The organism is Hydrogenophaga pseudoflava (genome assembly GCF_031020795.1).
GTDB classification, from domain to species: Bacteria; Pseudomonadota; Gammaproteobacteria; order Burkholderiales; family Burkholderiaceae_C; genus Hydrogenophaga; species Hydrogenophaga pseudoflava_A.
Genome location: NZ_JAVHJP010000002.1, coordinates 365,504 through 389,241 on the forward strand (window position 1 = coordinate 365,504; position 23,738 = coordinate 389,241).

Below are 23,738 nucleotides of genomic sequence, written 5' to 3' on the forward strand. Positions count from 1 at the left end.
CCACACGTCTGCCCATGTCCGGTCACATCCGCCTGCACCTCGAAGACGCCATCGCCCGCGTCACCCTGAGCAACCCGTCCAAGTTCAACGCCATGTCGCGTGCGATGTGGCGTGAACTCCGGCAGGTCTTCACCGACCTTCAGGCGCGCACCGACCTGAGGGCGGTGGTGGTGGCGGGTGAGGGCAGGCATTTCTGTGCGGGCGGTGACATCGCCGAGTACACCGACTTCCGTTTCCACCCCGAGGGCCTGCGCGACTTTCACGAGAACGACGTGTGGGGCGGGCTCTCGGCCCTGCTGGCCTGCGACCTGCCCGTGATCGCGCAGATCGAAGGCAACTGCATTGGGGCGGGCGTGGAGATCGCCAGTTGCTGCGACATCCGCATCGCAGGGCAGGGCGCGCGCTTTGGTGCACCGATTGCCAAGCTGGGTTTTCCCATGGCGCCGCGCGAGGCCGAACTGGTGGCGCGCGAGGTGGGGCTGGCTTCGGCGCGGCAGATGCTGCTGGAGGCGGCGGTGCTCGATGCGCCGATCCTGCTGGCCCGCGGCTTCCTGCAGACCGTGGTGCACGACGCCGAGGTGCCCGCCGAAGTGCAGCAGCGCGTCCTGCGCATCGCGCGGCTGGCGCCGCAGGCGGCCCGCCTGAACAAGCAGGCCTTGCGGGTGCTGGCGCGCGGGCAGGGCGCCGAGGCCCTGGTGCCCACCGCCTACGACTACGCCGACAGCGCCGAACACCGCGAAGGCATCGCCGCCTTCCTGGCCAAACGGCCCCCGAACTTCTGACCTACTCTCACGCCCGACCATGAGCAACCAGAACCTGTTCGTCGCGCTGCGCGACGCTTTCCCTGCCGACCTGGACCGCACCGCGGTGGAGACCGACAACGGCCTGAGCTATTCCTGGCGCGACCTGGACCGCGCCACCGCCATGGTGGCCAACCTGCTGGATTCGCTGGACCTGCCGCCCGCCTCGCGCATCGCCGTGCAGGTGGAAAAATCGGTCGAGGCCATGGTGCTGTACCTGGCCACGCTGCGCGCGGGCCATGTCTTCCTGCCGCTGAACACCGCCTACCAGAGCGCCGAGATCGAATACTTCATCGGCAATGCGGAACCGGCGGTCATGGTCTGCAGCCCGAAGAACCACGGCTGGGTCAGCAAGATCGCCTTCACCGCCGGCACGCAGTACGTGTTCACGCTGGGCGATGACCGCACCGGCAGCCTCCTGGAGCGCGCCGCGCACCACAGCGACCGCCACACGCCCGCGGTCCGCAGCGACGACGACCTGGCCGCCATCCTCTACACCAGCGGCACCACCGGCCGCAGCAAGGGCGCCATGCTCACGCACGGCAACATGCGCAGCAACGCGGTGATGCTGCGCGAGTACTGGCAGTGGCAGGAGGGCGACGTGCTGATCCACGCGCTGCCCATCTTCCACGTGCATGGCCTGTTCGTGGCCATCCACGGCGCGCTCATCAACGGCAGCAAGATGATCTGGCTGGGCAAGTTCGACCCGAAGCTGGCGATCAGCCGGTTCCCGGAAGCCACGGTCTTCATGGGGGTGCCCACGCTCTACGTGCGCATGCTGGTCGAGCCCACGCTCACGAAGGCGCAGGCGGCGCACATGCGCCTGTTCATCTCGGGTTCGGCGCCGCTGCTGATCGAGACCTTCACAGAATGGCAGGCCCGCACCGGCCACACCATCCTGGAGCGCTACGGCATGAGCGAAACTGTGATGCTGACCTCCAACCCTTGCGGGCCGGACGTACGCTACGGCGGCGCTACCGAGCGGCGCGGCGGCACGGTGGGCTTTCCGTTGCCGGGCGTGACGCTGCGCGTGATGGAGGACGACGGTCATCCCGTGAAGCCGGGTGAGATCGGTGGCATCCAGGTCAAAGGCCCGAACGTGTTCAAGGGCTACTGGCGGATGCCCGAGAAAACAGCCGAGGAATTCACCGCCGACGGTTTTTTCCGGACCGGTGATGTGGGCAAGGTGGACGAGCGCGGCTACGTCACGATTGTCGGCCGCAGCAAGGACCTGATCATCTCCGGCGGCTACAACGTCTACCCGGCCGAGATCGAGGGCTACATCAACGACATGCCGGGTGTGGCCGAGAGTGCGGTGATCGGCGTGCCGCATCCCGACTTCGGCGAGGTCGGCGTCGCGGTCATCATCCCCAAACCCGGGGCGGTCGTGGAACCGGACCGGGTGATCGCCGAACTCAAGGCGAAACTCGCCAACTTCAAGATTCCCAAGCGCTGCATGGTGGTGGCCGAACTGCCGCGCAACACCATGGGCAAAGTGCAGAAGAACCTGCTGCGCGAACAGTACAGGGGCTCGTTCGCCTGAAAAAGAAAACGCGCCGGGCGGTTACCTCAAGACCAGCACGGGAATGTGCGAGTGCGTCAGCACCTGCTGTGTTTCGCTGCCCAGCAGCAGGCGCTTGATGCCCTTGCGGCCATGTGAGGCCATCACGATCAGGTCCACCTTGTTGCGCTTGGCCGCGGCAATGATGGCTTCTGCGATCAGGTCGGACTTGACGGTGATCGGCTTGACCTTGACCTCCCGCTTCTGGCCCGCGGCCTTTACCGCGTTGACCGCTTCCATGGCTTCGTCGTTCCACTGCTTCTCGATGCGCGCCACTTCCGCGGCCGCCAGGGCCACACCGCCCTCGAAGTAGGTTTGCGGGTAACGCGGCACCACTTTCAGGGCCACGACCTCGGCGCCGGTGATGTCGGCCAGACCGATGGCGTGTTCCACCGCCATGTTGGACAGTTTGGAGCCATCGGTGGCCACGAGGATTCGCTTGTACATGCTGATCTCCGGTGTGTTGTGGTTGGAAAGACAATATAGGCTACGCATTGACTGCTGGGTAGCGGTTGACTTAAATCAACCGTATGAAAAGCGGCCTGAATTACCCTTGCGGCATGAATGAGGCCGCCACCGCGTCCCCGGCGGGGCTTTTGCCGGGCAACGAGCCGTCTGCCCTGGCGCAGCGCGGGGAAGACCCGTTTGGGCGCCACCGCGGACCGCTGACCGTCATCGACGACTTTTCGGTGCTCGACGATCCGGTGGAGCAGAACGACTTCACCGAATTCAAAGAAATCGACGGCCAAACGGTGGCCGAATCGGTGCTCCTGGTGCAGGGCATGTACTGCGCCGCCTGTGCCGACACTGTCGAGTACGCACTGCAGGACCTGCCCGGCGTGCGCAGTGCGCGGGTGCATGCCGCCACGCGGCGCCTGATGCTGCAGTGGGAGCCAGGTGCCACGCGCATGTCTTCTCTGGCCGAAGCCGTGGGACAGACTGGGTACCGGTTGCTGCCGCTGCAGCAGGCACTGTCCATCTCCGAGCGTCTGAAGGAAACCCGGCTGGCGCTCTGGCGCCTGTTCGTGGCCGGCTTCTGTGCCATGCAGGTGATGATGTACGCGTGGCCAGCCTACGTGGCCGAGCCGGGCGAGATGCCGGCCGACATCGACCAATTGCTGCGCTGGGCCAGCTGGGTGCTGAGCGTCCCCGTGGTCACCTTTGCCAGCGGGCCTTTTTTCAGGGGCGCCTGGCGTGATCTCAAGCTGGGCCGGGTCGGCATGGACACGCCGGTGTCCATCGGCATCCTCGTGGCCTTCCTGGCCAGCTCGGCCGCCACGTTCGATCCGACCGGGCCTTGGGGTCACGAGGTCTGGTTCGACTCCCTCACCATGTTTGTGTTCTTCCTGCTGGGGGGGCGGTATCTGGAACTGAAGGCCAGGGACCGCACCGCCGGGGCGCTGGATGCGCTGATGAACCGCCTGCCGGAGGTGTGCGAGCGGCAGACTTCCGATGGCCGTTTCGAGTCCCTCTCGGTGCGTCGTCTGTCGATGGGCGATGTGGTGCGGGTGCAGGCGGGTCAGGCTTTCCCGGGTGACGGGCGGCTGCTCAGCGACACCGCGACCGTGGACGAGGCGCTGCTCACTGGCGAGTCCGATCCTGTGACCCGCCGACAGGGTGAGGGCGTGGTGGCGGGCAGTTACAACCTGGCGGGGCCAGTGCTGGTCGAGGTGCTGCGCCTGGGACGCGACACCCGTTTCGCGCAGATCGTGGCGCTGATGGAAAGGGCCTCCACCGAGAAGCCGCGTCTGGCCGTGCTGGCCGACCGCATTGCGGCGCCTTTCCTGGTACTGGTGCTGGCGGCGGCTGTATTGGCGTTCGCTTACTGGTGGCAGGTCGACCATTCGAAGGCGCTGGCTGTCGCCGTGGCCGTGCTCATCGTGACCTGTCCTTGTGCGCTGTCGCTGGCCACGCCGGCGGCGATGTTGAGTTCGGCGGGTGCGCTGGCCCGGCGCGGCATTCTCGTGCGCCGGTTACAGGCCTTCGAGACGCTGGCAGAGGTGGACGCGGTGGTGTTCGACAAGACCGGGACGCTCACGCACGACCGTCTGGAGGTGACAGGCCTTCGGGTTCGCGAGGGGATGGACCCTCACCGGGTGCGGGCGCTGGCCGCCTCATTGGCCGAAGGGTCCCTGCACCCGGTGTCCCGCGCGGTCGTGGCGTTTGCGCGCGATGCAGGCCTGGTCACCGGATCGGCGGGTTGGTCCGACGTGACCGAGGTGGCGGGGCAGGGACTGTCCGCGCGGAATGTGCAGGGTGATTTGCTTCGCATGGGGTCAGCGGCGTTCTGCGGCCTGGCCGGCGATGGCAAGGAAGCGCCTGTGGGCCGCGTTCACCTGTCGGATGCCCGAGGATGGCTGGCCAGCTTTGATCTCAGCGAAGGTGTGCGCGAGGACGCCGCCCCGGCCGTGGCGGCCCTGCACCGGTCCGGGTTGCGCACCTGGCTGCTCTCGGGAGACCGGGAGGCGGCAGCCACAGTGGTGGGTGAGGCCGTGGGCGTCCAGAACGTGGTGGCTGGTGCCTCACCCGAGCAGAAGCTGGCGCAGATCGAGTCCATGCAGGCGCAGGGCCACCGGGTGGCCATGGTGGGCGATGGGCTCAACGACGGTCCGGTGCTGGCCAGGGCCGACACCTCGTTCGCGCTGGGTCATGCGGCACCGCTGGCGCAAGCGCAATCCGACTTCATCCTGCAAGGCGGCAAGGTGCAGGACGTGGTGTTGACCCTGCGGCAGGCCCGGTTCACGATGCGCATCGTCCGTCAGAACCTGGTATGGGCCGCGCTCTACAACCTCGTGTGCGTCCCCCTGGCGCTGGTCGGCTGGATGCCCCCTTGGCTGGCCGGTCTTGGCATGGCGGGGAGCTCGCTGCTGGTGATCCTCAACGCGCTGCGACTGGCTGCGGAGCCGCGAGAGCAGTCCAGTGTCTGAGCTGGTGGCCGGGAGTATCAGATTGAGATTTTTTTAAAGGATTCGGTATGGACATCCTGTATCTGTTGATACCCGTCTCTATCGTGCTGGTCTTCGCGATCATCGGGGTGTTCTGGTGGGCACTTCATGCAGGTCAGTTCGACAACGTCGAGCGTGAGGGCGAGCGCATTCTTAGAGGCGATTGACGTAAGTCAAGGCGTCCACGGAGTTACATGTGGACACTTCGCCGGTGGCATTAATAGAGGAGTTCTGTATGTCCGTGACAACAAAGACCGGCCAACCGGCGGTCTACAACGACAGCGTCGTGCGCTGGTTCTCCATCGCAGCCGTGATCTACGGCGTGGTGGGCATGCTGGTGGGCGTCATCATCGCGGCCCAGCTGACCTGGCCCGAGCTCAACATGGGGATCGAATGGATCACCTACGGCCGCCTGCGGCCGCTGCACACGAACGCCGTGATCTTCGCCTTTGGCGGTTGCGTGCTGTTCGCCACGAGCTACTACGTTGTCCAGCGGACATGCCACACACCGCTGTTTTCCAACGCGCTGGCGTGGTTCACCTTCATCGGCTGGAACATCGTCATCGTCTCTGCGGTCATCACCCTGCCGCTGGGCATCACCAGTGGCAAGGAATACGCCGAGCTGGAGTGGCCGATTGACCTGCTGATCGCCGTGACCTGGGTGGCTTACGCCATCGTCTTCTTCGGCACGGTCGGCATCCGCAAGGTCAAGCACATCTACGTGGCCAACTGGTTCTTCGGCGCCTTCATCATCGCCGTGGCCCTGCTGCACATCGTCAACAGCGCGGCGCTTCCGGTGAGCCTGTTCAAGTCCTACTCCGCTTACGCAGGCGTGCAGGACGCGATGGTGCAATGGTGGTATGGCCACAATGCGGTGGGCTTCTTCCTGACCGCCGCCTTCCTGGGCATGATGTACTACTTCATCCCCAAGCAGGCCGAGCGTCCGGTGTACTCGTACCGCCTGTCGATCGTGCACTTCTGGGCCCTGATCTTCACCTACATGTGGGCGGGTCCCCACCACTTGCACTACACCGCGCTGCCCGACTGGGCGCAGTCGGTCGGCATGGTGTTCTCCCTCATCCTGCTGGCCCCCAGCTGGGGCGGCATGATCAACGGCATCATGACCCTCTCGGGTGCCTGGCACAAGCTGCGTGACGATCCCATCCTGCGCTTCCTGATCGTGTCCCTGTCGTTCTACGGCATGTCCACCTTCGAAGGCCCGATGATGTCCATCAAGACCGTCAACGCCCTGTCGCACTACACCGACTGGACCGTGGGCCACGTTCACTCCGGCGCCCTGGGCTGGGTGGGTCTGGTGTCCATGGGTTCCCTGTACTACCTGATCCCGCGCCTGTTCGGCCAGAAGAAGATGTACTCGGTGCCCGCCATCGAACTGCACTTCTGGATCGCCACCATCGGCATCGTGCTGTACATCGCCGCGATGTGGATCGCCGGTGTGATGCAAGGCCTGATGTGGCGCTCGGTCAACCCCGATGGCAGCCTGACCTACACCTTTGTCGAATCGGTCAAGGCCACCTTCCCGTTCTACGTGATCCGTCTGGTCGGTGGTCTGCTGTACCTGACCGGCATGATCGTGATGCTCTGGAACGTGATCATGACCGCGCTGCAGGGCAAGGCCCACAACGCCCCCGTCATGGCCGTCAACCCCGCCCACGCCTGAGGAGAAGAACAACATGGCCAGCAATGAACACATGAGCGGTCACGCCCGGATCGAGACCAGCAACTTCCTGATGATCGTCCTGATCACCCTCGTGGTGGCCGTCGGCGGTCTGGTGGAAATCGTTCCCCTGTTCTTTCAGAAGTCCACCACCCAGCCGATCGAAGGGCTCAAGCCTTACACCGCACTGCAAGTGGCGGGCCGCGACGTCTACGTCAAGGAAGGTTGCTACAACTGCCACTCGCAGATGATCCGTCCCTTCCAGGCCGAGACGCTGCGCTACGGTCCCTACTCGGTGGCCGGCGAGTACGTCTACGACCACCCCTTCCAGTGGGGTTCGAAGCGCACCGGTCCCGATCTTCACCGCGTGGGTGGTCGCTACAGCGACGAGTGGCACCGTGCCCACCTGAACAATCCGCGCGATGTGGTGCCCGAGTCCAACATGCCGGCCTATCCTTGGCTGGTTGAGAAGACTGTCAACGCCGAAGGCATTCCTGCCCGCATGAAGGCCCTGCGCACCCTGGGTGCGCCCTACAGCGACGAGGAAATCGCCAAGTCCGTGGAAGAAGTCAAAGGCAAGACCGAGCTGGACGCTGTGATCGCCTACCTGCAAGTGCTGGGCACCGCACGCAGTGCCGCCAAGCTTGCTCCTGCAGCCGCGGCGCCCGCTGCTGATGCAGCCCCGGCAGCCCCTGCTGCCGAAGCCGCCCAACCCGCCGTGCCCGCCGCCGACGGCAAGACCCAGTAAGGGGCGAGACCATGGACATCAACGATCTTCGCAGCATCGTCACGACGATCAGCCTGCTGACCTTTGTCGGCATCCTGGTCTGGGCCTGGTCCAAACGCAATCAGCGCGACTTCGAAGAGGCGGCCCAGCTTCCCTTCCAGGACGACTAAACGCTTGCGGAACGAACACGAGAAAACATCATGAGCGACTTCATCAGCGACTTCTGGCACCTGTACGTGGCCGGCATCACGCTCGTCAGCATCATTGCCTGCGCGGTGCTGCTGTACATCAGCGGCACGACCAAGGCGGCCACCCACGCCGACAACACCACGGGACACGTGTGGGACGGTGACCTGCGTGAAATGAACAACCCGCTTCCCAAGTGGTGGGTGTACCTGTTCATCATCACCGTGGTCTTTGGCCTCGTCTATGGCGCCCTCTATCCGATGTTCGGCAAGTTCCAGGGTGCCCTGGGCTGGTCGTCCCAGGGACAGCATGCGGCCGAAGTGAAAAAGGTCGAGGACGCCATCGCCCCGATCTACGCAAAGTACAACGGCATGAAGCCTGAGGACATTGCGGCCGACGCCCAGGCCATGGCCATTGGCGAGCGCCTGTTCATGAACTACTGCGCGCAGTGCCACGGTTCCGACGCCCGCGGTGCCAAGTCCTTCCCCAACCTCGCCGACGGCGACTGGCTGGGTGGTTCCGACCACGCCTACATCAAGACCACGATTGCGCAAGGTCGTACCGGCGTGATGCCTCCGATGGCCGCCGCCGTGGGGGGGCCTGAAGACGTCAAGGACGTGGCCCACTACGTGCTCAGCCTCTCGGGCAGCCCGAGCGACTCGGTCCGCGCTTCGCAGGGCAAGGTCAAGTTCGCTGCCTGCGCAGCCTGCCACGGCCCGGAAGGCAAGGGCATGGCAGCGGTGGGTGCGCCCAACCTCACCGACGGTGTGTGGCTGCACGGCTGGGGCGAAGAGGCGATCATCCGTGCCGTCAACAATGGCTTCAACAACCACATGCCGCCTCAGGCAGCACTGCTGAACGAGGCCCAGATCAATGTGCTGGCTTCTTATGTCTGGGGTCTGTCCAACAAGCCTGCAGCCAAACAGTGATGGCCTGAATCCACTCACCTTCTCCATTTCAGGTCATCCGTGAGTGCTCCTGCCCCAGCCGCTGCCGACACCATCCAGACTCCCGTGATTCCCATCGTCCCGGAGACGCCGAAAGGTGTCCCCGAGGACGATGAGGTGATGGTTTCCCTCTACGCCTCGCGCAAGAAGATCCATCCCCGATCAGTGTCCGGTCTGTTCTCCAGGTGGCGCTGGGCACTGGTCTGGTTCACCCAGATCATCTTTTACGGATTGCCCTGGCTGGAGTGGAATGCCCGCCAAGCGGTGCTCTTCGATCTCGAGGCGCGCCGCTTCTACATTTTCGGACTCGTCCTCTATCCACAGGACTTCATCTACCTGACCGGCCTGCTGGTCATTTCCGCTCTGGCCTTGTTCCTGTTCACGGCGGTCGCAGGTCGCCTGTGGTGTGGTTACGCCTGTCCCCAGACGGTCTACACCGAAATCTTCCTCTGGATAGAGAAGAAGGTGGAGGGGGACCGCTCGGCAAGAATCCGGCTGGACGAAGCAAGCCTGGATGCGCGCAAGTTCAGCAAACGTGCACTCAAGCATGCCCTGTGGATCCTGTTCGCTCTCTGGACGGGCTTCACCTTTGTGGGCTACTTCACACCCATCCGGGAGCTCGCGAGCCTCAGCATGGCCGCCTCGCTGGGGCCCTGGCAAAGCTTCTGGATCTTCTTCTACGGCTTCGCGACCTACGGCAACGCGGGATTCATGCGCGAGCAGGTCTGCAAGTACATGTGCCCCTACGCCCGCTTCCAGAGCGCCATGTTCGACAAGGACACGATGATCGTGACCTACGACAAGGCGCGCGGGGAACCGCGTGGGGCGAGATCCAAGAAAGCAGACCCCAAAGCGCTCGGCTTGGGGGCCTGTGTCGACTGCACGCTGTGCGTGCAAGTCTGTCCGACGGGCATCGACATCCGCAACGGACTGCAGTACGAGTGCATCGGCTGTGGTGCTTGCATCGACGTATGCGATGAGGTGATGGACAAGGTGGGCTACCCGCGGGGACTGGTCAAGTACTCGACGCAGAACGGCATGGCCAAGGGGTGGTCACGGGAGCAGATGGTCCGTCACGCCTTCCGCCCCCGGGTGCTCGTCTACACCGGCATTCTGGCCGTCATCACGCTGGCGGTCTTTGTCAGCCTTTTTCTGCGCACACCTCTGAAGGTCGACGTCATACGCGACCGGGGAACGCTGGCCCGCATGGTGGAGCAGGGACGCATCGAGAACGTATTCCGCGTGCAGATCATGAACGCGACCGAGTCGCCACAACGCTACCGGATCATTGTTGATGGATTGGAGGGGGTCATGATCGCTTCGGAAACCGAAGTGGATGTGCTATCCACGGAGGTGCGTTCTGCGGCTGTGCGTGTGCAGATACCTCCCAACTCGGTCCCACCCGGTTCGCATCCCATCCGGTTCACCGTCCGATCCTCCGGAGATCGGGTGTCGGAGGTGGTGGAGAAGGCGGTCTTCATCGTTCCGCGCTAAACTGAAATTCATCCCATTTATGGAACAGCTCATGTCAGCCAATTCAAGTCACCATCCCGGCACACCGTGGTGGAAGGTGCCCCACATGTGGCTGGTGGTGGGTGGCCCGCTCGCGGTGATCGTTGCGGGACTGGTCACTGTGGTCATCGCCGTGAAGAACCCCGACCCGGTTCTCAACAAGTCCGACTACGAGCGCGACCTCGCGGCCGCCCAGAGGCTGGAGGGGCAGGCCAAAATCGATGCCATGGCCAAGATGCAACCTGCAAATCAGGCCCGCAACCACGCGGCTTCACCGGTCGTGCCGACCACACCAGACAAGTAGGCCGCCGCCGCACCACTGGACGCTGCAATACAAGAGTGAAGGAGACGACTCATGAAGGCCCAGCGGTGGATGTGGATAGCCTGGCCAGCGTTTCTGGTCGCTGCGGTGCTGGAGATGATCGTATTTGCCATGGTAGACCCGGGTGATCTCCACTGGTTTGGCAGCCCGCTGGACCTGTCCCGCCAAGCCATCTACACCTTGGCGTTCTTTGTGTTCTGGGGAGTCACCATGGCGTCGAGTGCACTCACGACTCTGCTCTCCATGTCTCCGTTCGAAGTCAACCGCTGCCCGGTGCCCGAAGCGGAGCGTCCGCAGGACTGCGCCCGCAACGGCGGTTGCTGCTGATCTGCTGAGGCCAGAGCGTTTTCTTTTGGGAAGAACGACCTGCTTCAGCGGCAGGTCTGGGGATTCACGATCTGCTTGAGCGCATCGGTGTTCTTGATGTGCACGTAGCGCTGTTTGACTTCGATGATGCCTTCTTCCACGAACTTCGAGAAGGTTCGGCTCACGGTTTCGAGCTTCATGCCCAGATAACTTCCAATCTCCTCCCGTGTCATGCGAAGGATGAGCTCCGACTGGGAGAAGCCACGGGCGTGCAGGCGCTGAACCAGGTTGAGCAGAAACGCGGCAAGACGCTCTTCGGCGCGCATGCTTCCGAGCAGCAGCATGACACTGTGATCGCGGACGATCTCGCGGCTCATGATCTTGTGCACATGGTGCTGCAGCGTGGTGAACTCTCGCGAGAGTTCCTCCACCTGGTCGAACGGCATCACGCAGACCTCCGCATCCTCCAAGGCAATCGCATCGCACGAATGACGGTCGCTGACGATGCCGTCCATGCCGATGATTTCTCCCGTCATCTGAAAACCGGTGACCTGATCCCTGCCATCTGCGGTGGTGACACAGGTCTTGAAGAAGCCTGAGCGCACCGCGTAAAGCGATGTGAACTTGTCGCCTGTGTTGAAAAGAGCCGCCCCCCGTTTGATCCGTCTGCGCGTGGAGATCACGGTGTCCAGCTTGTCCATTTCCTCGGGGTTGAGGCCCATGGGTAAACACAACTCGCGAAGGTTGCAGCTGGAACAGGCGACTTTGATGCTGTGAATATCCATAAATCTTCCAGATTTCTCCCGAAGCTTAACGCATGGTCACAAGTGCCAGCAAGGCAAAGACGCTTATCTTCGTTGCGAGAAGGGGGGAAAACCCGAGGCTTGGACAGCCCTTGATCTTGATCAAGGGAGCGGTTTCTGCATTGGTGCACATTCGCATCGAGAACTGGAGAATTGTTTGTGAGTCACGCCATTTCCGACGAATTGCTCAAGCGGTTCGATATCCCGGGCCCCCGATACACCTCGTATCCCACCGCCGACCGCTTTGTGGAGGCGTTCACGGAGAGCGACTACATCCAGGCGCTGGAGCAGCGTCGCGCCGGGTCGCTTGCGTTGCCCCTGTCGCTGTACGTTCACATTCCTTTCTGCGAATCCGTTTGCTACTACTGCGCCTGCAACAAAGTCATCACCAAGCACCACGAGCGTGCGGCAGAGTACCTGAGGTACCTGTCCCGGGAGGTGGAGCTGCAGGTACAGCATTTCGGCAAGGGCCACGCTGTGTCCCAGCTGCATCTGGGAGGAGGGACCCCGACCTTTCTGTCCGATGCGGAGCTGGAAGATCTGCTGACCATGATCCGTCGCAACTTCACGCTGGTGCCTGGAGGCGAGTACTCCATTGAAGTCGATCCCCGTACGGTGACGGATCAGCGGCTGCAGACCTTGGCCAGGCTGGGTTTCAATCGCCTGAGCTTTGGTGTTCAGGATTTCGACCCCGCTGTTCAGAAAGCGGTGCACCGGGTGCAACCAGTCGAAAAGGTGTTTGCGCTGGTCGATACCGCTCGCAAGATCGGATTCGAGTCGGTCAACGTGGATCTCATCTACGGTTTACCGCTGCAGACGCCCGAGTCGTTTGCTCGCACACTCGCTCAGGTCAACCAGCTGCGCCCTGACCGGATTGCTCTGTACGCCTACGCCCACCTTCCGGCCCGTTTCAAGCCGCAGCGCCGGATCGTGGCGGCCGAGCTGCCCAGCGCGGGAGACAAGCTGTCGATGCTGTCAGCGTCGCTGGATGCCATGAGCGATGCCGGATATGTCTATGTCGGCATGGACCACTTTGCGCTGCCGACCGATGCCTTGGCGGTGGCCAAGCGGCAGGGGCGTCTGCACCGCAACTTCCAGGGCTACAGCACGCAGCCCGATTGCGACCTGATCGCATTGGGTGTGTCTGCCATCGGTCGTATTGGCGCGACCTACAGCCAGAACGCCAAAACGATCGAGGAATACTACGACGCGCTCGACCAGGGCCGCCTGCCGATCGTGCGCGGGTTGGCGCTGACGAGGGACGATCTGCTGCGCCGCTCTGTGATCATGTCCCTGATGTGCCAGGGGCAGCTTCAGTTCGAATCGATCAATCTCGGGCACCTGATCGATTGCAAGAGCTACTTTGCACGCGAGCTGGAGGTGTTGGCCGGCTATGCCGAACACGGCCTGGTCCGCATCGACGAGTCAGGTGTGGAGGTCACGCCTGCAGGGTGGTACCTGGTTCGCGCGATTGCGATGGTTTTCGACAAGAACCTTCAGGTCGACCAGGACCGGGCGCGGTTCTCCAAGATCATCTGATTCCTAGGGTTGCGGCCCGGCGCGAGCTTGGTGGCTGCTAGAGTCCTCGCATGCAAACATCCATGGCCCTGACGGCGCTGTTCATGGGGATCGCAGGTGGTCCCCACTGCGTGGCCATGTGTGGTGCTGCGTGTGCGGGCATCAGCCGTGGTGGGGCAGGGCGCCAGAGCACTTTCGCTTTGCTCACCTTTCAGGCTGGTCGATTGCTGGGCTATTCCTTGTTCGGGGCCTTGGCCGCAGGTTCCGTGCAGGGCCTGGCTTGGCTGGGAACCAACACGTCGGTGATCCGGCCGGTCTGGACGATGTTCCACGTGGCAGCAATGTTGCTCGGGATGGTGCTGATTTGGCAGGCCCGCCAGCCGGCATGGCTCGACGGTGTGGCTCAGGGCCTCTGGCGCAAGGCGCGTCCGGTGCTGGGGCGCCTGGGGGCCAAGGCGCCAGCCGTGCTGGGTATCGCATGGGCAATGATGCCATGCGGGTTGCTGTACTCGGCACTGATGGTGGCCTCCCTGTCCGCCAATGCATGGGAAGGTGCAATGGTCATGGCGCTTTTCTCCGCCGGGACATCGCTTTCATTGACCATGGGCCCCTGGCTTTTGCTGCGTTTGCGGGGGGATCGGTCCGGTGGCTGGGGTGTCCGGCTGGCGGGCGCGGCACTGGCTGCGACTTCTGGCTGGGCGCTCTGGATGGGCATCACCAATCCCACCGGACTGTGGTGCGCCTGAGCACCTCAGCTTGAGCGTCCTGGCAGAGTCGCCAGAACCAGGCCCAGCAAGGCGATGCCAAAAGCAAGCATCTGAACCGGTGTCAGGGTTTCACCCATGAACAGCACGCCGATCGCCGCTGCACTGATTGGCAGCATCACCGTGAACACCCCGGCACGGGCCGCGGGCACGGTCCTGAGGCCTGTCATCCAGAGCCAGACCGTCCAGACACTGGCGGCCAGTGCATAAAAAATCAGCAACCCCCACAGGGACACCCTGATGGAAGAGAAGTCGAAGCTTCGAGCTGTCCACAGTCCCAGGGGCGTGACAAGCACAAAGCCCCAGAGGTTGATGATGGCCGAGATCCGCTTGGGTCCAAGGCCCTCGGTCAGGCGCTTTCCGATGACCACATAGGACGCTTCGCACACCACGGCTGCGAACACCAGCAGATTGCCCCAGAACTGTTGACCGAGGCCCAGCCAGCCAACGGCCCCGGCATATACAGTCGAGCCATCTTTCTGCATGGAAAAGAGTCCGATGCCCGCCGCAGCGCACGCGATGCCCAAAGCCGTGCGTTTGCCAATGCGCTCCTTCAGGAACAACCAGCTGAGCACCGCTACCACCGCCGGGATCGACGACATCACCACGCCGGCAGATACCGCTGTGGTCATTGATACGCCAAACAGCATGCAGATCGAAAACAGGAAGTTGCCCAGGAACGACTCAAGAAACAGCAGGCGTCGGGTGCGAGCGGACAACTGGGGTTCGGTTGCGGGCTTTTGCAACCATTGCCACATGGCGAGCCCTCCGATGCCGAAGCGGAGCCACGCCAGCAAGAACACTGGAAAAGCGGCAACCAAAGGTTTGGACAAGGCGACATAGCTGCCCACCAGGGCCATGCTGGCTGCGAGGCAGATGTACGCGCCCAGTTTTGCAGGTGCAGTTTGCGGGTGAATCTGTGCGGGCATAGGGCCCGCATCATGCCTCAGCCCATGGTGGCCTATTGGTTCCCGTATGGAGTTACACAATTTTGCATTACAAAATGACTTGTGTTGCGCTGCAAAAAAATTTCTCAATACAAGAGAGATGATTTCACTATGCAGAAGTTATGAAGAACATCTTTGATTTTAAACATTTTATTTTCTGTCTTATATAAGACATAAGAGCTTCCAAAAGTCTTCTATAAGACTTAAAGTTCTCCCATCGGCCCCAGTCTGCAGCAGCAACAGGCCGTCCCATTCATCAACCTCATGGAGAGTCGCAAATGCCTCAATCCCTCAAAGAACAACTGAGCCGTCAGCAGCAAATCGAAGCCCTGGAGAAAGACTGGGCGACCAATCCCCGTTGGAAGCTGGTCAAGCGTGGTTATTCCGCTGCCGACGTGGTGCGTCTTCGCGGCTCCATGCAACCTGAGTACACGCTGGCTCAACGTGGCGCAGAGAAGCTGTGGGAGAAGGTGAATGGCGGCGCCAAGAAGGGCTACGTGAACGCCTTCGGCGCGATCACCGCCGGCCAGGCGATGCAGCAGGCCAAGGCCGGCCTGGAGGCCGTGTACCTCTCGGGCTGGCAGGTCGCCGCCGACGGCAACACCTCCGAGACCATGTACCCCGACCAGTCGCTGTACGCCTACGACTCGGTGCCGACCATGGTCCGCCGCATCAACAACACCTTCAAGCGTGCCGACGAGATCCAGTGGAGCCGTGGCATCGAGCCGGGTTCTGCCGAATTCATCGACTATTTCCTGCCTATCGTGGCCGACGCGGAAGCCGGTTTCGGTGGTGTTCTGAACGCCTTCGAACTCATGAAGAACATGATCGCTGCCGGTGCCGCCGGCGTGCACTTCGAAGACCAGCTCGCCGCTGTGAAGAAGTGCGGTCATATGGGCGGCAAAGTGCTGGTGCCGACCCAGGAGGCCATTGAAAAGCTGATCGCAGCGCGTTTTGCCGCCGACGTCATGGGTGTGCCTACCATCGTGCTGGCCCGCACCGACGCCGAAGCCGCCAACTTGATCACCAGCGACCATGATGCCAACGACAAGCCCTTCCTGACCGGCGAGCGTACGCAAGAAGGCTTCTACCGCGTCAAGAACGGTCTGGAGCAGGCCATCAGCCGGGGTGTCGCCTACGCACCTTACGCGGACTTGGTGTGGTGCGAAACCGGTGTGCCCGACATCGGCTTCGCCCGTGAGTTCGCTCAGGCGGTGCACGCTGCCTGTCCGGGCAAGCTGCTGTCCTACAACTGCTCGCCCTCGTTCAACTGGAAGAAAAACCTGGACGACAAGCAGATCGCCAAGTTCCAGGACGATCTGTCCGCTCTGGGGTATAAGTACCAGTTCATTACGCTGGCCGGTATCCACATCAACTGGTTCAACACCTTCCAGTTTGCCCATGCTTACGCTCGTGGCGAAGGGATGAAGCACTACACCGAGATGGTGCAGGAGCCGGAATTCAAAGCTCGCGAGAAGGGATACACCTTCGTGTCGCACCAGCAGGAAGTTGGCGCCGGCTATTTCGACGACGTCACCACCGTGATCCAGGGTGGTTCTTCCTCCGTGAAGGCCCTGACCGGATCTACTGAAGAAGAACAGTTCCACTGATCATGCTGGCGCCCAAGGCGCCAGAGTGCTCATTCAATCCCCGGGCTTGCAGACTTGCGAGCCCGGGGATTGGTCTTTTTGGTCATGCCGGTTCTGTCGTCAATTACAGACATTGACGCGCTCTTCGGGGAAATTCCTCGCTGGCCGTGGGAGAATTTGCAAGCTAAGGTGCGCGGTTCCGGCACTACAAATCAGGAGAGTCCAAGTGTTGAGCAAATGGAAGTTGGTATCTGTTTTGACAATGTCCCTGACTATGGCTGGATGTGGTGGAGGGGGGGAAGCCACCGCGCGTGGAGCCATTGCGGTGAACACTATCAACGGTGTGGGAACCATTGTGACAAACTACGCTTCCCAGCCTGAGGCCAACAGCGATGCTTTGGCTCAATGTGCGCGCCTGGTGGGAACCGGCATGGGATGCGAGGTCATCCTGGAGTTCTCCGGAAACGGTACGTGTGGATCCGCGGCGCGCGGGAACAACAACGTCTGGGGCGCTGCCAGCGGGTCGTCAAAGGAAGTGGCCGACTCCCGAGCAATGTCAGACTGTGTTGCCAAAGGTGGAACCAGTTGCGTGATCCCGGGATGGCTGGAAACCCAGTGCAACTGATCTAAGCGGATAGGCCGGATATCTCATTCTGGTCGAATAGTACGGCGCGGCTTCTGCCGCGTTTTTTTTCAGCCGCGCAGGGGCGGCATCCATAGACCGCCATCATCCACATGGGGCGGAAGGTAAGCCTTAGCATGCGGGATGGCCTCCAACAAAGCACCCGAGTCGTCCGCCAGATAGTCATAACCGATCGGCTGGTACCTCCACTCGGGGTCCAGATGGGTGTAGAGGGCTGCCCGAGCTCGCCGTCGTTCGGGCGTTAGCATTTTCAGGTGGTACAGGTTGAAGTCCGTTTCGATGATCTTGACCTGCGGGATCATTTGATCCCAAGGCGTGTGCAAGGGCCTGGGTTGGGGCTGCCACTGCGGGGGCAGACGGAACAGCCGGGTCTGTCGCTTGGTGCCCCAGACGCCATCGACCCGGTAGTGCAGCGGAGAATACATCTCGCGCACAGCGAACGAGTACGCGAGGGGACCCGGCACCTGCGTCAGAGACGCCATGGCGTCTGAAAGGCCCGCTTCAAACCGCTCATCCGGATCGACTGCCAGCACCCAGTCCGCGGACGCCGCCTGCGCCGCTTGGAGCAGCGCATGGCGACGCGTCGGTTCGTCGCTGTAGAAGGCCTTGCTGCTTCGGTCGTCCCAAGCCACCCAGCCATCGACCATGGGCTGGATATTGGCCAGGAGATCGGGAACAAGCTGGGCGTCGTAGCGGAAACTGAATGCAGCGAAGACGCGTTGGTCATGCGTGGGCCATCGGGGGGCGTGGTGCACGGTGATCATGGGCAGGAGTGGATCAGGTCGATGAAGCGGTGGCTGTATGGGGCGTGGACACGGCTCCCGCGGCGTACACCAGTCCGCCGACCGCGATCAGCGGAAGAGCAGCCCAGGTGCTCAAGCGCGAACGCGGTTCGCAGACCCGCAGGGAGACGTGGATCGTCAAGCCGATGCGCCCGAGGATGCCCCATGCGAACGAGGAGCGGCTGCGCCCGGCGATGGCCCGCCAAGCGTTGGAGGCGCGCCTGCCGCGCCGGTATTGGTCAACAAGGAAGCCGGTCAAGGAGGAAGGGCCTCGGTGAATGGTGCGTACGCCGGGTCGCCAGACCGGTCGTTGATCATCGGGTAGCCGTCGATGGAAGTCAGTGTCTTCCCCTCCTTCGATGTCGTCACGGAAGCAGCCGTGCTCCTCGAAAAGGCGGCGCTCGTACGATGCTCCGTAGCACTGCGCCAGCACGGGGGCGACACGCGGCATGCGCCGACAGAACAAGGTCAGGTGCGCCGCGAGGGCGACCGGGTGCCGCGGACGGTGACATAGCAGCGCGCTGGCCACGGCGGCATGCCCTTCCTTGTGCGCTGCCAGACGTTCGCTCACCCAGCCGGGGCTGGCCAAGCAATCGCAGGCCAGAAAGGCCACATAACGGTGGGTGGTGGCCGCGACACCCATGTTGCGGGCGCCGCCTGGATAGAGTCGCGCGTCGTGCTCGATAACCCGGACGGGGATGCCGGCCTGCTTCAGCGCGGCCGCCGCACCGCCTCCACCCGAGTTCACCACCAGGATGTCACGTGCGTCCTGCTGGGCCAACAGCGAGCGAACCGCGTCGACCAGAGTGGCCGGTGCCTTGTGTGACAGGACCACCGTACACAGATCGCCACCGCTGTTCGGATCCGTGGGCTCGACTGCCGTAGCGGCCTCCGAGGGCAATTGGTCGGCATGAATCAGTGTCACGGCGACAATGCCAAGGCCCAAATGACGCGGGTCTTCTCCCCGGCCGTCTTCCTTTGGGGAGCGGGCGTGGGACGTCTCAATGGTAAGAAACAGGGCGCCGGTATTGTTCAAGGCGTTACCGACCGGCAGATAGCGGGTTCGTATGCCATCGGGTTGATCGCCTTCGTCGGTCCAGTTAGCAGCCTGCCGACCATTGATTGAACAAAGAGTATGGCGCGTGCGGATTGCTGCAGACAGATAGGGTACATAGTCCACACGCAACCACTGGGGCTGATCAGATGTGGGGCGCAAGGCAGTGATCAACGCAGGCGATCGGGCACTCCAGCAACCCCAAGGCTCTGCCTGATGAAAGCCTGACAGCGACAGGAGTCGGGTGTCGTTGGTCGCTGTACGCACACCCGGTGTCAACGGGGTCAGGCCAGTCAGGGCCATGGTCTGGCTGAATTCCTGCAAGTTCCTCTCACGCTCGGTCGCTGCAGCAGTTGCAGAGCTCCATTGCTCGATGTGCCGGGCCATGGCGGCTGCAGATGCCAAGCGCGGCCCGGCGCGGCCCTCGTCGATGCAGCGCCGATACATCTCCAGATACCGGTCCACCCAGGGTTCAAGCGCGCATTCCTGGCGGACGCGCAGGCCCACTGCCGTCGCGGCCTCTGCCTGAACACGATCGATTTCTTCTAGCACTGTCTCTTCGTTCAGCGGGCGTGAGAGTGCTCTCAAACCGAAGTTCTGCGCCTTCCATGCGTCGAAGCGGGCAGGGGTCACGAAACCAGCCAGGCCTCGGTGATCGCAAAGAATCAATGGACGCAGGCATGCCATGGCCTCGATGGCCGTCAGGCCACTGGCAAACACGAGGTCCTGGCTCGGGAACAACTGTTCGGGGTGCTCGTGCAACTGGCCGATGAATGAGCCCGCGACCTGTAGCTCAATGCCGCGCTGTCTACAGGCGGCCATGATGGGATCCATCTGCCCGGCGCCCTTGAGCATCACCAGAGCCCGGCGCGCTGGCATGGCGGGTGGCGGTCCGGGCAGGAACAACTGCATATCGGTAGCGTTCTCGATGACGCTGACCCGTGCCGGATCGATGCCGCATCCGATTGTGAGCCGGTCCCTCGTCGCATCGCCCACGGCCACAAAACGCACCAAGTTCTCCAGGTGCGGCGGTTCGTCATGCCATGCCACGAAGTCGTGACAGACGAAAAGCGCTGGAACCTGCGGGAAACGGATGACGGCGACCCCGGTCTGGATCACGTGATGTCCGTGGATGATGTCAGGCTCTGTACGGATCTGTTCGATCCGTGAGAACACTGGAATGCCTTCTGCCCGAAGTCCCTCGGCCACTGCGCCCAGCCGTGGGCTGTAGACCATCGGCAGGTGGCCTGCCGCCTTCAGACCTCTGGCCAGATTGCGGACGACGATTTCGGTGCCGCTGCGGCCATCTAGGCGGATATTGGTGATAAGAACTCGCAGGGGTGTGAACGACATGGCGAAGATCTGGGGTCACCGGATTCAGGGCGCATCCGCTTGCGGAGTGATCGGTTCAATGTAGCAGCACTTCGCCATGCGCATGCATCTGGCCTGAACTGTGCGAGAATCTAAAACGAGCCCATCGGTTTGGGCGTCGAAGGATGCAGCAGGTTATGACACCGCGAACTACATCGGAGTTCTTCTTCGTGGCCCTTTGAGGTCAGCAGTTCGCGCCTGCCTTTCACTCCTGTCCTGGTTCTCTCAAAGCGCGGCCCCTGCCGCGCTTTTTTTTTGTTTTCAGACAAGCCCATGCCCAATATCACGCTTCCCGATGGTTCTCAGCGCCAGTTTCCCGGCTCGGTGACAGTGGCCGACGTGGCCGCTTCCATCGGTGCTGGTCTGGCCAAGGCCGCTCTTGGCGGCAAGGTCGATGGCAAGCTGGTGGACACCAGCTTCCAAATCACCGAGGACGCCTCGCTGGCCATCGTCACGGCCAAGGATGCGGACGGTCTGGACATGATCCGCCACTCCACGGCGCACTTGCTCGCCTATGCCGTCAAGGAGTTGTTTCCCGAGGCGCAGGTCACGATCGGTCCGGTGATCGAGCATGGTTTCTACTACGACTTCTCTTACAAGCGTCCGTTCACGCCCGAGGATCTTGCGGCCATTGAAAGGAAGATGGCGGAACTCGCTGGCAAGGATGAGCCTGTCGTTCGGCGGGTGCTGCCGCGCGACGAGGCTGTGGCGTACTTCAAGTCCTTGGGTGAGCACTACAAGGCCGAGATCATCGCCAGCATCCCCAGCAACGAAGATGTGTCCCTCTACCGTGAGGGGCGGTTTGAGGATCTGTGTCGTGGCCCGCACGTGCCCAGTACCGGCAAGCTCAAGCACTTCAAGCTGATGAAGGTCGCTGGAGCGTATTGGCGAGGCGATCACCGGAACGAGATGCTGCAACGCATCTACGGCACTGCCTGGGCCACCAAGGACGAGCTGCAGCAGTATCTGACCATGCTGGAGGAGGCCGAAAAGCGGGATCATCGAAAACTCGGTCGGGAGCTCGATCTGTTCCACCTTGATGAACATTCGCCTGGTACCGTGTTCTGGCATCCCAAGGGGTGGACCGTTTGGCAGGCGGTGGAGCAGTACATGCGCGGCGTGTACCGGGACAATGGCTACCAAGAGGTCAAGGGCCCCCAGATCCTGGACAAGGCGTTGTGGGAGAAAACGGGGCACTGGGACAAGTACCGGGAGAACATGTTTGTGACCGACTCGGAAAAGCGCGACTACGCGCTCAAGCCGATGAACTGTCCGGGCCACATCATCATCTTCAAGCAAGGCATCAAAAGTTATCGCGACCTCCCCTTGCGCTACGGCGAGTTCGGCCAATGCCATCGCAATGAGCCCTCTGGCGGGTTGCACGGCATCATGCGGGTGCGCGCGTTCACCCAGGATGATGGTCACATTTTCTGCTTGGAGGACCAGATTCAGTCCGAGGTGGTGGCCTTCACCACATTGCTTCAGAAGGTGTACCGGGACTTCGGCTTCACCGACATCATCTACAAGCTGTCGACCCGCCCCGAAAAGCGAATCGGTACCGAGGAAAGTTGGGATCGGGCAGAGGCGGCGCTGGCCAATGGGTTGAAGGCCTCTGGTTGCGAATTCGAATACCTTCCGGGGGAAGGTGCCTTCTACGGCCCGAAGATCGAGTACACGCTCAAAGATGCGCTGGGCCGAGAGTGGCAGTGCGGAACGATTCAGGTGGATCCAAACCTGCCCGAGCGGCTGGATGCCGAGTTTGTCGGAGAAGATGGCTCAAGGCATCGCCCCATCATGCTGCACCGCGCCATTGTGGGTAGCCTGGAGCGTTTCATCGGCATTCTGATCGAGCAGCACGCCGGTGCACTGCCGGTGTGGCTTGCACCGGTACAGGTTGTGGTGGCCGGGATCACCGATGCGCAGGCCGACTACGTCCAACAAGTGGCGAAAACACTGCAAAAACAAGGGCTTAGGGTCGAAACAGACCTGCGGAACGAAAAAATTACGTATAAAATACGGGAGCACGCGTTGCAAAAGCTGCCTTACATTCTTGTCGTGGGCGACAAGGAGAAGGCTTCTGGTGCTGTGGCTGTGCGGGCACGAGGTAACAAAGACCTCGGTGTCATGTCGCTGGAGAGCTTCTCCGATCTGATTGCGACAGACGTTTCCTCCAAGGTTTGATTTCAAACGCTCCGGAAGGCCCCTTAGCCACAGTTCCCTGTGTGTGCCCGTCGGGGTTTTTGTGTTGTCTGAATCGCCCACGTCAAGGAACTCACCATAGCTACCAACTTTCGCGACCGCCGCCAGCGTGAAGAGCGTGCACACCGTCTGAACCGGGAAATCATGGCCCCCGAGGTTCGCCTCAACGGCCCCGAAAACGAGCCTTTGGGCATCGTGAGTCTCCAGGAAGCGTTGCGCATGGCCGGCGAGCTGGACGTGGATTTGGTCGAGATCGCGGCCACGGCAAATCCGCCGGTGTGCCGGCTGATGGACTACGGCAAGTTCAAGTACCAGGAGCAGAAGAAGGCCGCCGAAGCCAAGGCCAAGCAGACGGTCATTGAGATCAAGGAAGTCAAGTTCCGTCCCGGTACCGACGACGGTGACTACAACATCAAGATGCGCAACATTCGTCGTTTTCTCGACGACGGGGACAAATGCAAGATCACGCTGCGGTTCCGTGGGCGAGAAATTACCCATCAAGAGTTGGGTCTCGCACTTCTCAACCGCATCAGGGATGAACTGGGCGATGCCATCATCGTTGAGCAGTTCCCCAAGCTGGAAGGGCGGCAGATGATCATGATGATTGCGCCCGGCAAGAAGAAAGCGGGTGGCGGTGCTCCCAAGGCTGTGGCGGAGTCCTCCGCCCAGCCGGCGGCCTGACGGGCACCAGCACGTCGGGTTGTCACAGGACAGGATTGATCGGGCAGGCTTTGTCTTCCTGTCCGATCGAGGTCGGTTGCATAAGCAGCGGACCGAAAAGAGCTCTCCTTGGAGGGCTCTCAAAAAGTGGCTCGGGGCCAGCAAGTCCGCGGAAGGTTCGCGGCGCCTCACGAGCACAAATGAAAAAGGAGCATTCACATGCCCAAAATGAAGACCAAGAGCAGCGCGAAGAAGCGTTTTCGCGTTCGTCCCGGTGGCACCGTCAAGCGCGGTCAAGCCTTCAAGCGTCACATCCTGACCAAGAAGACCACCAAGAACAAGCGCCATCTGCGTGGTGCGGTGACTGTTCATGAGACCAACATGGGTCACATGGCACAGATGCTGCCCGGCATGGGCATTTGAT

General features: G+C 62.0%; 23 protein-coding genes. 18 read left to right on the plus strand and 5 right to left on the minus strand.

Features of this window, described 5'->3' with window-relative positions; genetic code table 11:
* Positions 1–14: 14 nt before the first annotated feature.
* Positions 15–782, plus strand: coding sequence for an enoyl-CoA hydratase/isomerase family protein (locus RCO38_RS07465; RefSeq protein WP_308327673.1), 768 nt, complete (start codon positions 15–17; stop codon positions 780–782).
* 19 nt (positions 783–801) lie between these two features.
* The gene (locus tag RCO38_RS07470; protein WP_308327674.1) at positions 802–2,343 is read left to right on the plus strand and encodes a malonate--CoA ligase; all 1,542 of its coding nucleotides are present in this window, start codon (positions 802–804) and stop codon (positions 2,341–2,343) included.
* 21 nt (positions 2,344–2,364) lie between these two features.
* On the opposite strand, the gene RCO38_RS07475 is transcribed toward RCO38_RS07470, so the two are convergent.
* Positions 2,365–2,808, minus strand: a complete 444-nt coding sequence (locus tag RCO38_RS07475) for a universal stress protein (RefSeq protein ID WP_066151517.1) — start codon at positions 2,806–2,808, stop codon at positions 2,365–2,367.
* Positions 2,809–2,921: 113 nt separating this feature from the next.
* Here RCO38_RS07475 and RCO38_RS07480 point away from each other — a divergent pair, with 113 nt between their 5' ends.
* The 9 genes from RCO38_RS07480 (at position 2,922) to RCO38_RS07520 (ending at position 11,005) form a co-directional block, all read left to right on the plus strand.
* Positions 2,922–5,288, plus strand: a complete 2,367-nt coding sequence (locus RCO38_RS07480; protein WP_308327675.1) for a heavy metal translocating P-type ATPase — start codon at positions 2,922–2,924, stop codon at positions 5,286–5,288.
* Between the two features lie 47 nt (positions 5,289–5,335).
* On the plus strand, positions 5,336–5,473 hold the full coding sequence (ccoS, locus tag RCO38_RS07485) for a cbb3-type cytochrome oxidase assembly protein CcoS (RefSeq protein ID WP_066151515.1): 138 nt from the start codon (positions 5,336–5,338) through the stop codon (positions 5,471–5,473).
* A gap of 68 nt (positions 5,474–5,541) precedes the next feature.
* Complete coding sequence (gene ccoN, locus RCO38_RS07490; protein WP_308327676.1) at positions 5,542–6,987, plus strand: cytochrome-c oxidase, cbb3-type subunit I; 1,446 nt, start codon at positions 5,542–5,544, stop codon at positions 6,985–6,987.
* A 13-nt stretch (positions 6,988–7,000) separates the two neighbouring features.
* Complete coding sequence (ccoO, locus tag RCO38_RS07495) at positions 7,001–7,732, plus strand: cytochrome-c oxidase, cbb3-type subunit II (protein ID WP_308327677.1); 732 nt, start codon at positions 7,001–7,003, stop codon at positions 7,730–7,732.
* Between the two features lie 11 nt (positions 7,733–7,743).
* Positions 7,744–7,881 (plus strand): cbb3-type cytochrome oxidase subunit 3, encoded by a 138-nt coding sequence (locus RCO38_RS07500; RefSeq protein WP_066151511.1) that lies wholly within the window; start codon positions 7,744–7,746, stop codon positions 7,879–7,881.
* Between the two features lie 30 nt (positions 7,882–7,911).
* Positions 7,912–8,826: a cytochrome-c oxidase, cbb3-type subunit III gene (ccoP, locus tag RCO38_RS07505; protein ID WP_308327678.1), complete on the plus strand. Its 915-nt coding sequence runs from the start codon at positions 7,912–7,914 to the stop codon at positions 8,824–8,826.
* Positions 8,827–8,964: 138 nt separating this feature from the next.
* Complete coding sequence (ccoG, locus tag RCO38_RS07510) at positions 8,965–10,338, plus strand: cytochrome c oxidase accessory protein CcoG (RefSeq protein ID WP_308328068.1); 1,374 nt, start codon at positions 8,965–8,967, stop codon at positions 10,336–10,338.
* 85 nt (positions 10,339–10,423) lie between these two features.
* A complete protein-coding gene (locus RCO38_RS07515) occupies positions 10,424–10,660 on the plus strand; it encodes a FixH family protein (protein WP_308327679.1) in 237 nt (78 codons plus the stop codon).
* A 51-nt stretch (positions 10,661–10,711) separates the two neighbouring features.
* Positions 10,712–11,005 carry a hypothetical protein gene (locus tag RCO38_RS07520; protein ID WP_308327680.1) on the plus strand — a complete coding sequence of 98 codons (294 nt, stop codon included), beginning with the start codon at positions 10,712–10,714 and terminating at the stop codon, positions 11,003–11,005.
* A gap of 44 nt (positions 11,006–11,049) precedes the next feature.
* On the opposite strand, the gene fnr is transcribed toward RCO38_RS07520, so the two are convergent.
* On the minus strand, positions 11,050–11,769 hold the full coding sequence (fnr, locus tag RCO38_RS07525; RefSeq protein ID WP_308327681.1) for a fumarate/nitrate reduction transcriptional regulator Fnr: 720 nt from the start codon (positions 11,767–11,769) through the stop codon (positions 11,050–11,052).
* Positions 11,770–11,946: 177 nt separating this feature from the next.
* On the opposite strand from fnr, the gene hemN reads away from it, so the two are divergent.
* Positions 11,947–13,326, plus strand: coding sequence for an oxygen-independent coproporphyrinogen III oxidase (hemN, locus tag RCO38_RS07530; RefSeq protein ID WP_308327682.1), 1,380 nt, complete (start codon positions 11,947–11,949; stop codon positions 13,324–13,326).
* Between the two features lie 50 nt (positions 13,327–13,376).
* Entirely contained in the window at positions 13,377–14,051 is a 675-nt protein-coding gene (locus tag RCO38_RS07535) for a sulfite exporter TauE/SafE family protein (RefSeq protein WP_308327683.1), read from the plus strand.
* A gap of 5 nt (positions 14,052–14,056) precedes the next feature.
* Here RCO38_RS07535 and RCO38_RS07540 read toward each other — a convergent pair whose 3' ends face one another.
* On the minus strand, positions 14,057–14,998 hold the full coding sequence (locus RCO38_RS07540; RefSeq protein WP_308327684.1) for a DMT family transporter: 942 nt from the start codon (positions 14,996–14,998) through the stop codon (positions 14,057–14,059).
* 296 nt (positions 14,999–15,294) lie between these two features.
* Between RCO38_RS07540 and aceA the strand changes: the two genes are divergently transcribed.
* Together aceA and RCO38_RS24275 are read left to right on the plus strand one after the other, a co-directional pair.
* The gene (gene aceA, locus RCO38_RS07545) at positions 15,295–16,626 is read left to right on the plus strand and encodes an isocitrate lyase (protein ID WP_308327685.1); all 1,332 of its coding nucleotides are present in this window, start codon (positions 15,295–15,297) and stop codon (positions 16,624–16,626) included.
* A gap of 253 nt (positions 16,627–16,879) precedes the next feature.
* A complete protein-coding gene (locus tag RCO38_RS24275; RefSeq protein ID WP_374694531.1) occupies positions 16,880–17,230 on the plus strand; it encodes a DUF4189 domain-containing protein in 351 nt (116 codons plus the stop codon).
* Positions 17,231–17,298: 68 nt separating this feature from the next.
* On the opposite strand, the gene RCO38_RS07550 is transcribed toward RCO38_RS24275, so the two are convergent.
* Both RCO38_RS07550 and RCO38_RS07555 read right to left on the minus strand, forming a co-directional pair.
* Entirely contained in the window at positions 17,299–18,012 is a 714-nt protein-coding gene (locus RCO38_RS07550) for a hypothetical protein (RefSeq protein ID WP_308327686.1), read from the minus strand.
* Positions 18,013–18,025: 13 nt separating this feature from the next.
* Positions 18,026–20,437: a glycosyltransferase gene (locus tag RCO38_RS07555; RefSeq protein WP_308327687.1), complete on the minus strand. Its 2,412-nt coding sequence runs from the start codon at positions 20,435–20,437 to the stop codon at positions 18,026–18,028.
* A 291-nt stretch (positions 20,438–20,728) separates the two neighbouring features.
* On the opposite strand from RCO38_RS07555, the gene thrS reads away from it, so the two are divergent.
* The 3 genes from thrS (at position 20,729) to rpmI (ending at position 23,737) form a co-directional block, all read left to right on the plus strand.
* The gene (thrS, locus tag RCO38_RS07560; protein WP_308327688.1) at positions 20,729–22,636 is read left to right on the plus strand and encodes a threonine--tRNA ligase; all 1,908 of its coding nucleotides are present in this window, start codon (positions 20,729–20,731) and stop codon (positions 22,634–22,636) included.
* 96 nt (positions 22,637–22,732) lie between these two features.
* Complete coding sequence (gene infC, locus RCO38_RS07565; RefSeq protein ID WP_308328069.1) at positions 22,733–23,335, plus strand: translation initiation factor IF-3; 603 nt, start codon at positions 22,733–22,735, stop codon at positions 23,333–23,335.
* 198 nt (positions 23,336–23,533) lie between these two features.
* Complete coding sequence (gene rpmI / locus RCO38_RS07570; RefSeq protein WP_066151481.1) at positions 23,534–23,737, plus strand: 50S ribosomal protein L35; 204 nt, start codon at positions 23,534–23,536, stop codon at positions 23,735–23,737.
* The last annotated feature ends 1 nt before the right edge of the window (position 23,738 follow it).

Bases quoted from the DNA above. Each gene is read 5' to 3' on its own strand.
- RCO38_RS07465 (WP_308327673.1), top strand. From the start codon at position 15: ATGTCCGGTCACATCCGCCTGCACCTCGAAGACGCCATCGCCCGCGTC.
- RCO38_RS07470 (WP_308327674.1), top strand. From the start codon at position 802: ATGAGCAACCAGAACCTGTTCGTCGCGCTGCGCGACGCTTTCCCTGCC.
- RCO38_RS07475 (WP_066151517.1), bottom strand. From the start codon at position 2,808: ATGTACAAGCGAATCCTCGTGGCCACCGATGGCTCCAAACTGTCCAAC.
- RCO38_RS07480 (WP_308327675.1), top strand. From the start codon at position 2,922: ATGAATGAGGCCGCCACCGCGTCCCCGGCGGGGCTTTTGCCGGGCAAC.
- ccoS (WP_066151515.1), top strand. From the start codon at position 5,336: ATGGACATCCTGTATCTGTTGATACCCGTCTCTATCGTGCTGGTCTTC.
- ccoN (WP_308327676.1), top strand. From the start codon at position 5,542: ATGTCCGTGACAACAAAGACCGGCCAACCGGCGGTCTACAACGACAGC.
- ccoO (WP_308327677.1), top strand. From the start codon at position 7,001: ATGGCCAGCAATGAACACATGAGCGGTCACGCCCGGATCGAGACCAGC.
- RCO38_RS07500 (WP_066151511.1), top strand. From the start codon at position 7,744: ATGGACATCAACGATCTTCGCAGCATCGTCACGACGATCAGCCTGCTG.
- ccoP (WP_308327678.1), top strand. From the start codon at position 7,912: ATGAGCGACTTCATCAGCGACTTCTGGCACCTGTACGTGGCCGGCATC.
- ccoG (WP_308328068.1), top strand. From the start codon at position 8,965: ATGGTTTCCCTCTACGCCTCGCGCAAGAAGATCCATCCCCGATCAGTG.
- RCO38_RS07515 (WP_308327679.1), top strand. From the start codon at position 10,424: ATGTGGCTGGTGGTGGGTGGCCCGCTCGCGGTGATCGTTGCGGGACTG.
- RCO38_RS07520 (WP_308327680.1), top strand. From the start codon at position 10,712: ATGAAGGCCCAGCGGTGGATGTGGATAGCCTGGCCAGCGTTTCTGGTC.
- fnr (WP_308327681.1), bottom strand. From the start codon at position 11,769: ATGGATATTCACAGCATCAAAGTCGCCTGTTCCAGCTGCAACCTTCGC.
- RCO38_RS07535 (WP_308327683.1), top strand. From the start codon at position 13,377: ATGCAAACATCCATGGCCCTGACGGCGCTGTTCATGGGGATCGCAGGT.
- RCO38_RS07540 (WP_308327684.1), bottom strand. From the start codon at position 14,998: ATGCCCGCACAGATTCACCCGCAAACTGCACCTGCAAAACTGGGCGCG.
- aceA (WP_308327685.1), top strand. From the start codon at position 15,295: ATGCCTCAATCCCTCAAAGAACAACTGAGCCGTCAGCAGCAAATCGAA.
- RCO38_RS24275 (WP_374694531.1), top strand. From the start codon at position 16,880: ATGGCTGGATGTGGTGGAGGGGGGGAAGCCACCGCGCGTGGAGCCATT.
- RCO38_RS07550 (WP_308327686.1), bottom strand. From the start codon at position 18,012: ATGATCACCGTGCACCACGCCCCCCGATGGCCCACGCATGACCAACGC.
- RCO38_RS07555 (WP_308327687.1), bottom strand. From the start codon at position 20,437: ATGTCGTTCACACCCCTGCGAGTTCTTATCACCAATATCCGCCTAGAT.
- thrS (WP_308327688.1), top strand. From the start codon at position 20,729: ATGCCCAATATCACGCTTCCCGATGGTTCTCAGCGCCAGTTTCCCGGC.
- rpmI (WP_066151481.1), top strand. From the start codon at position 23,534: ATGCCCAAAATGAAGACCAAGAGCAGCGCGAAGAAGCGTTTTCGCGTT.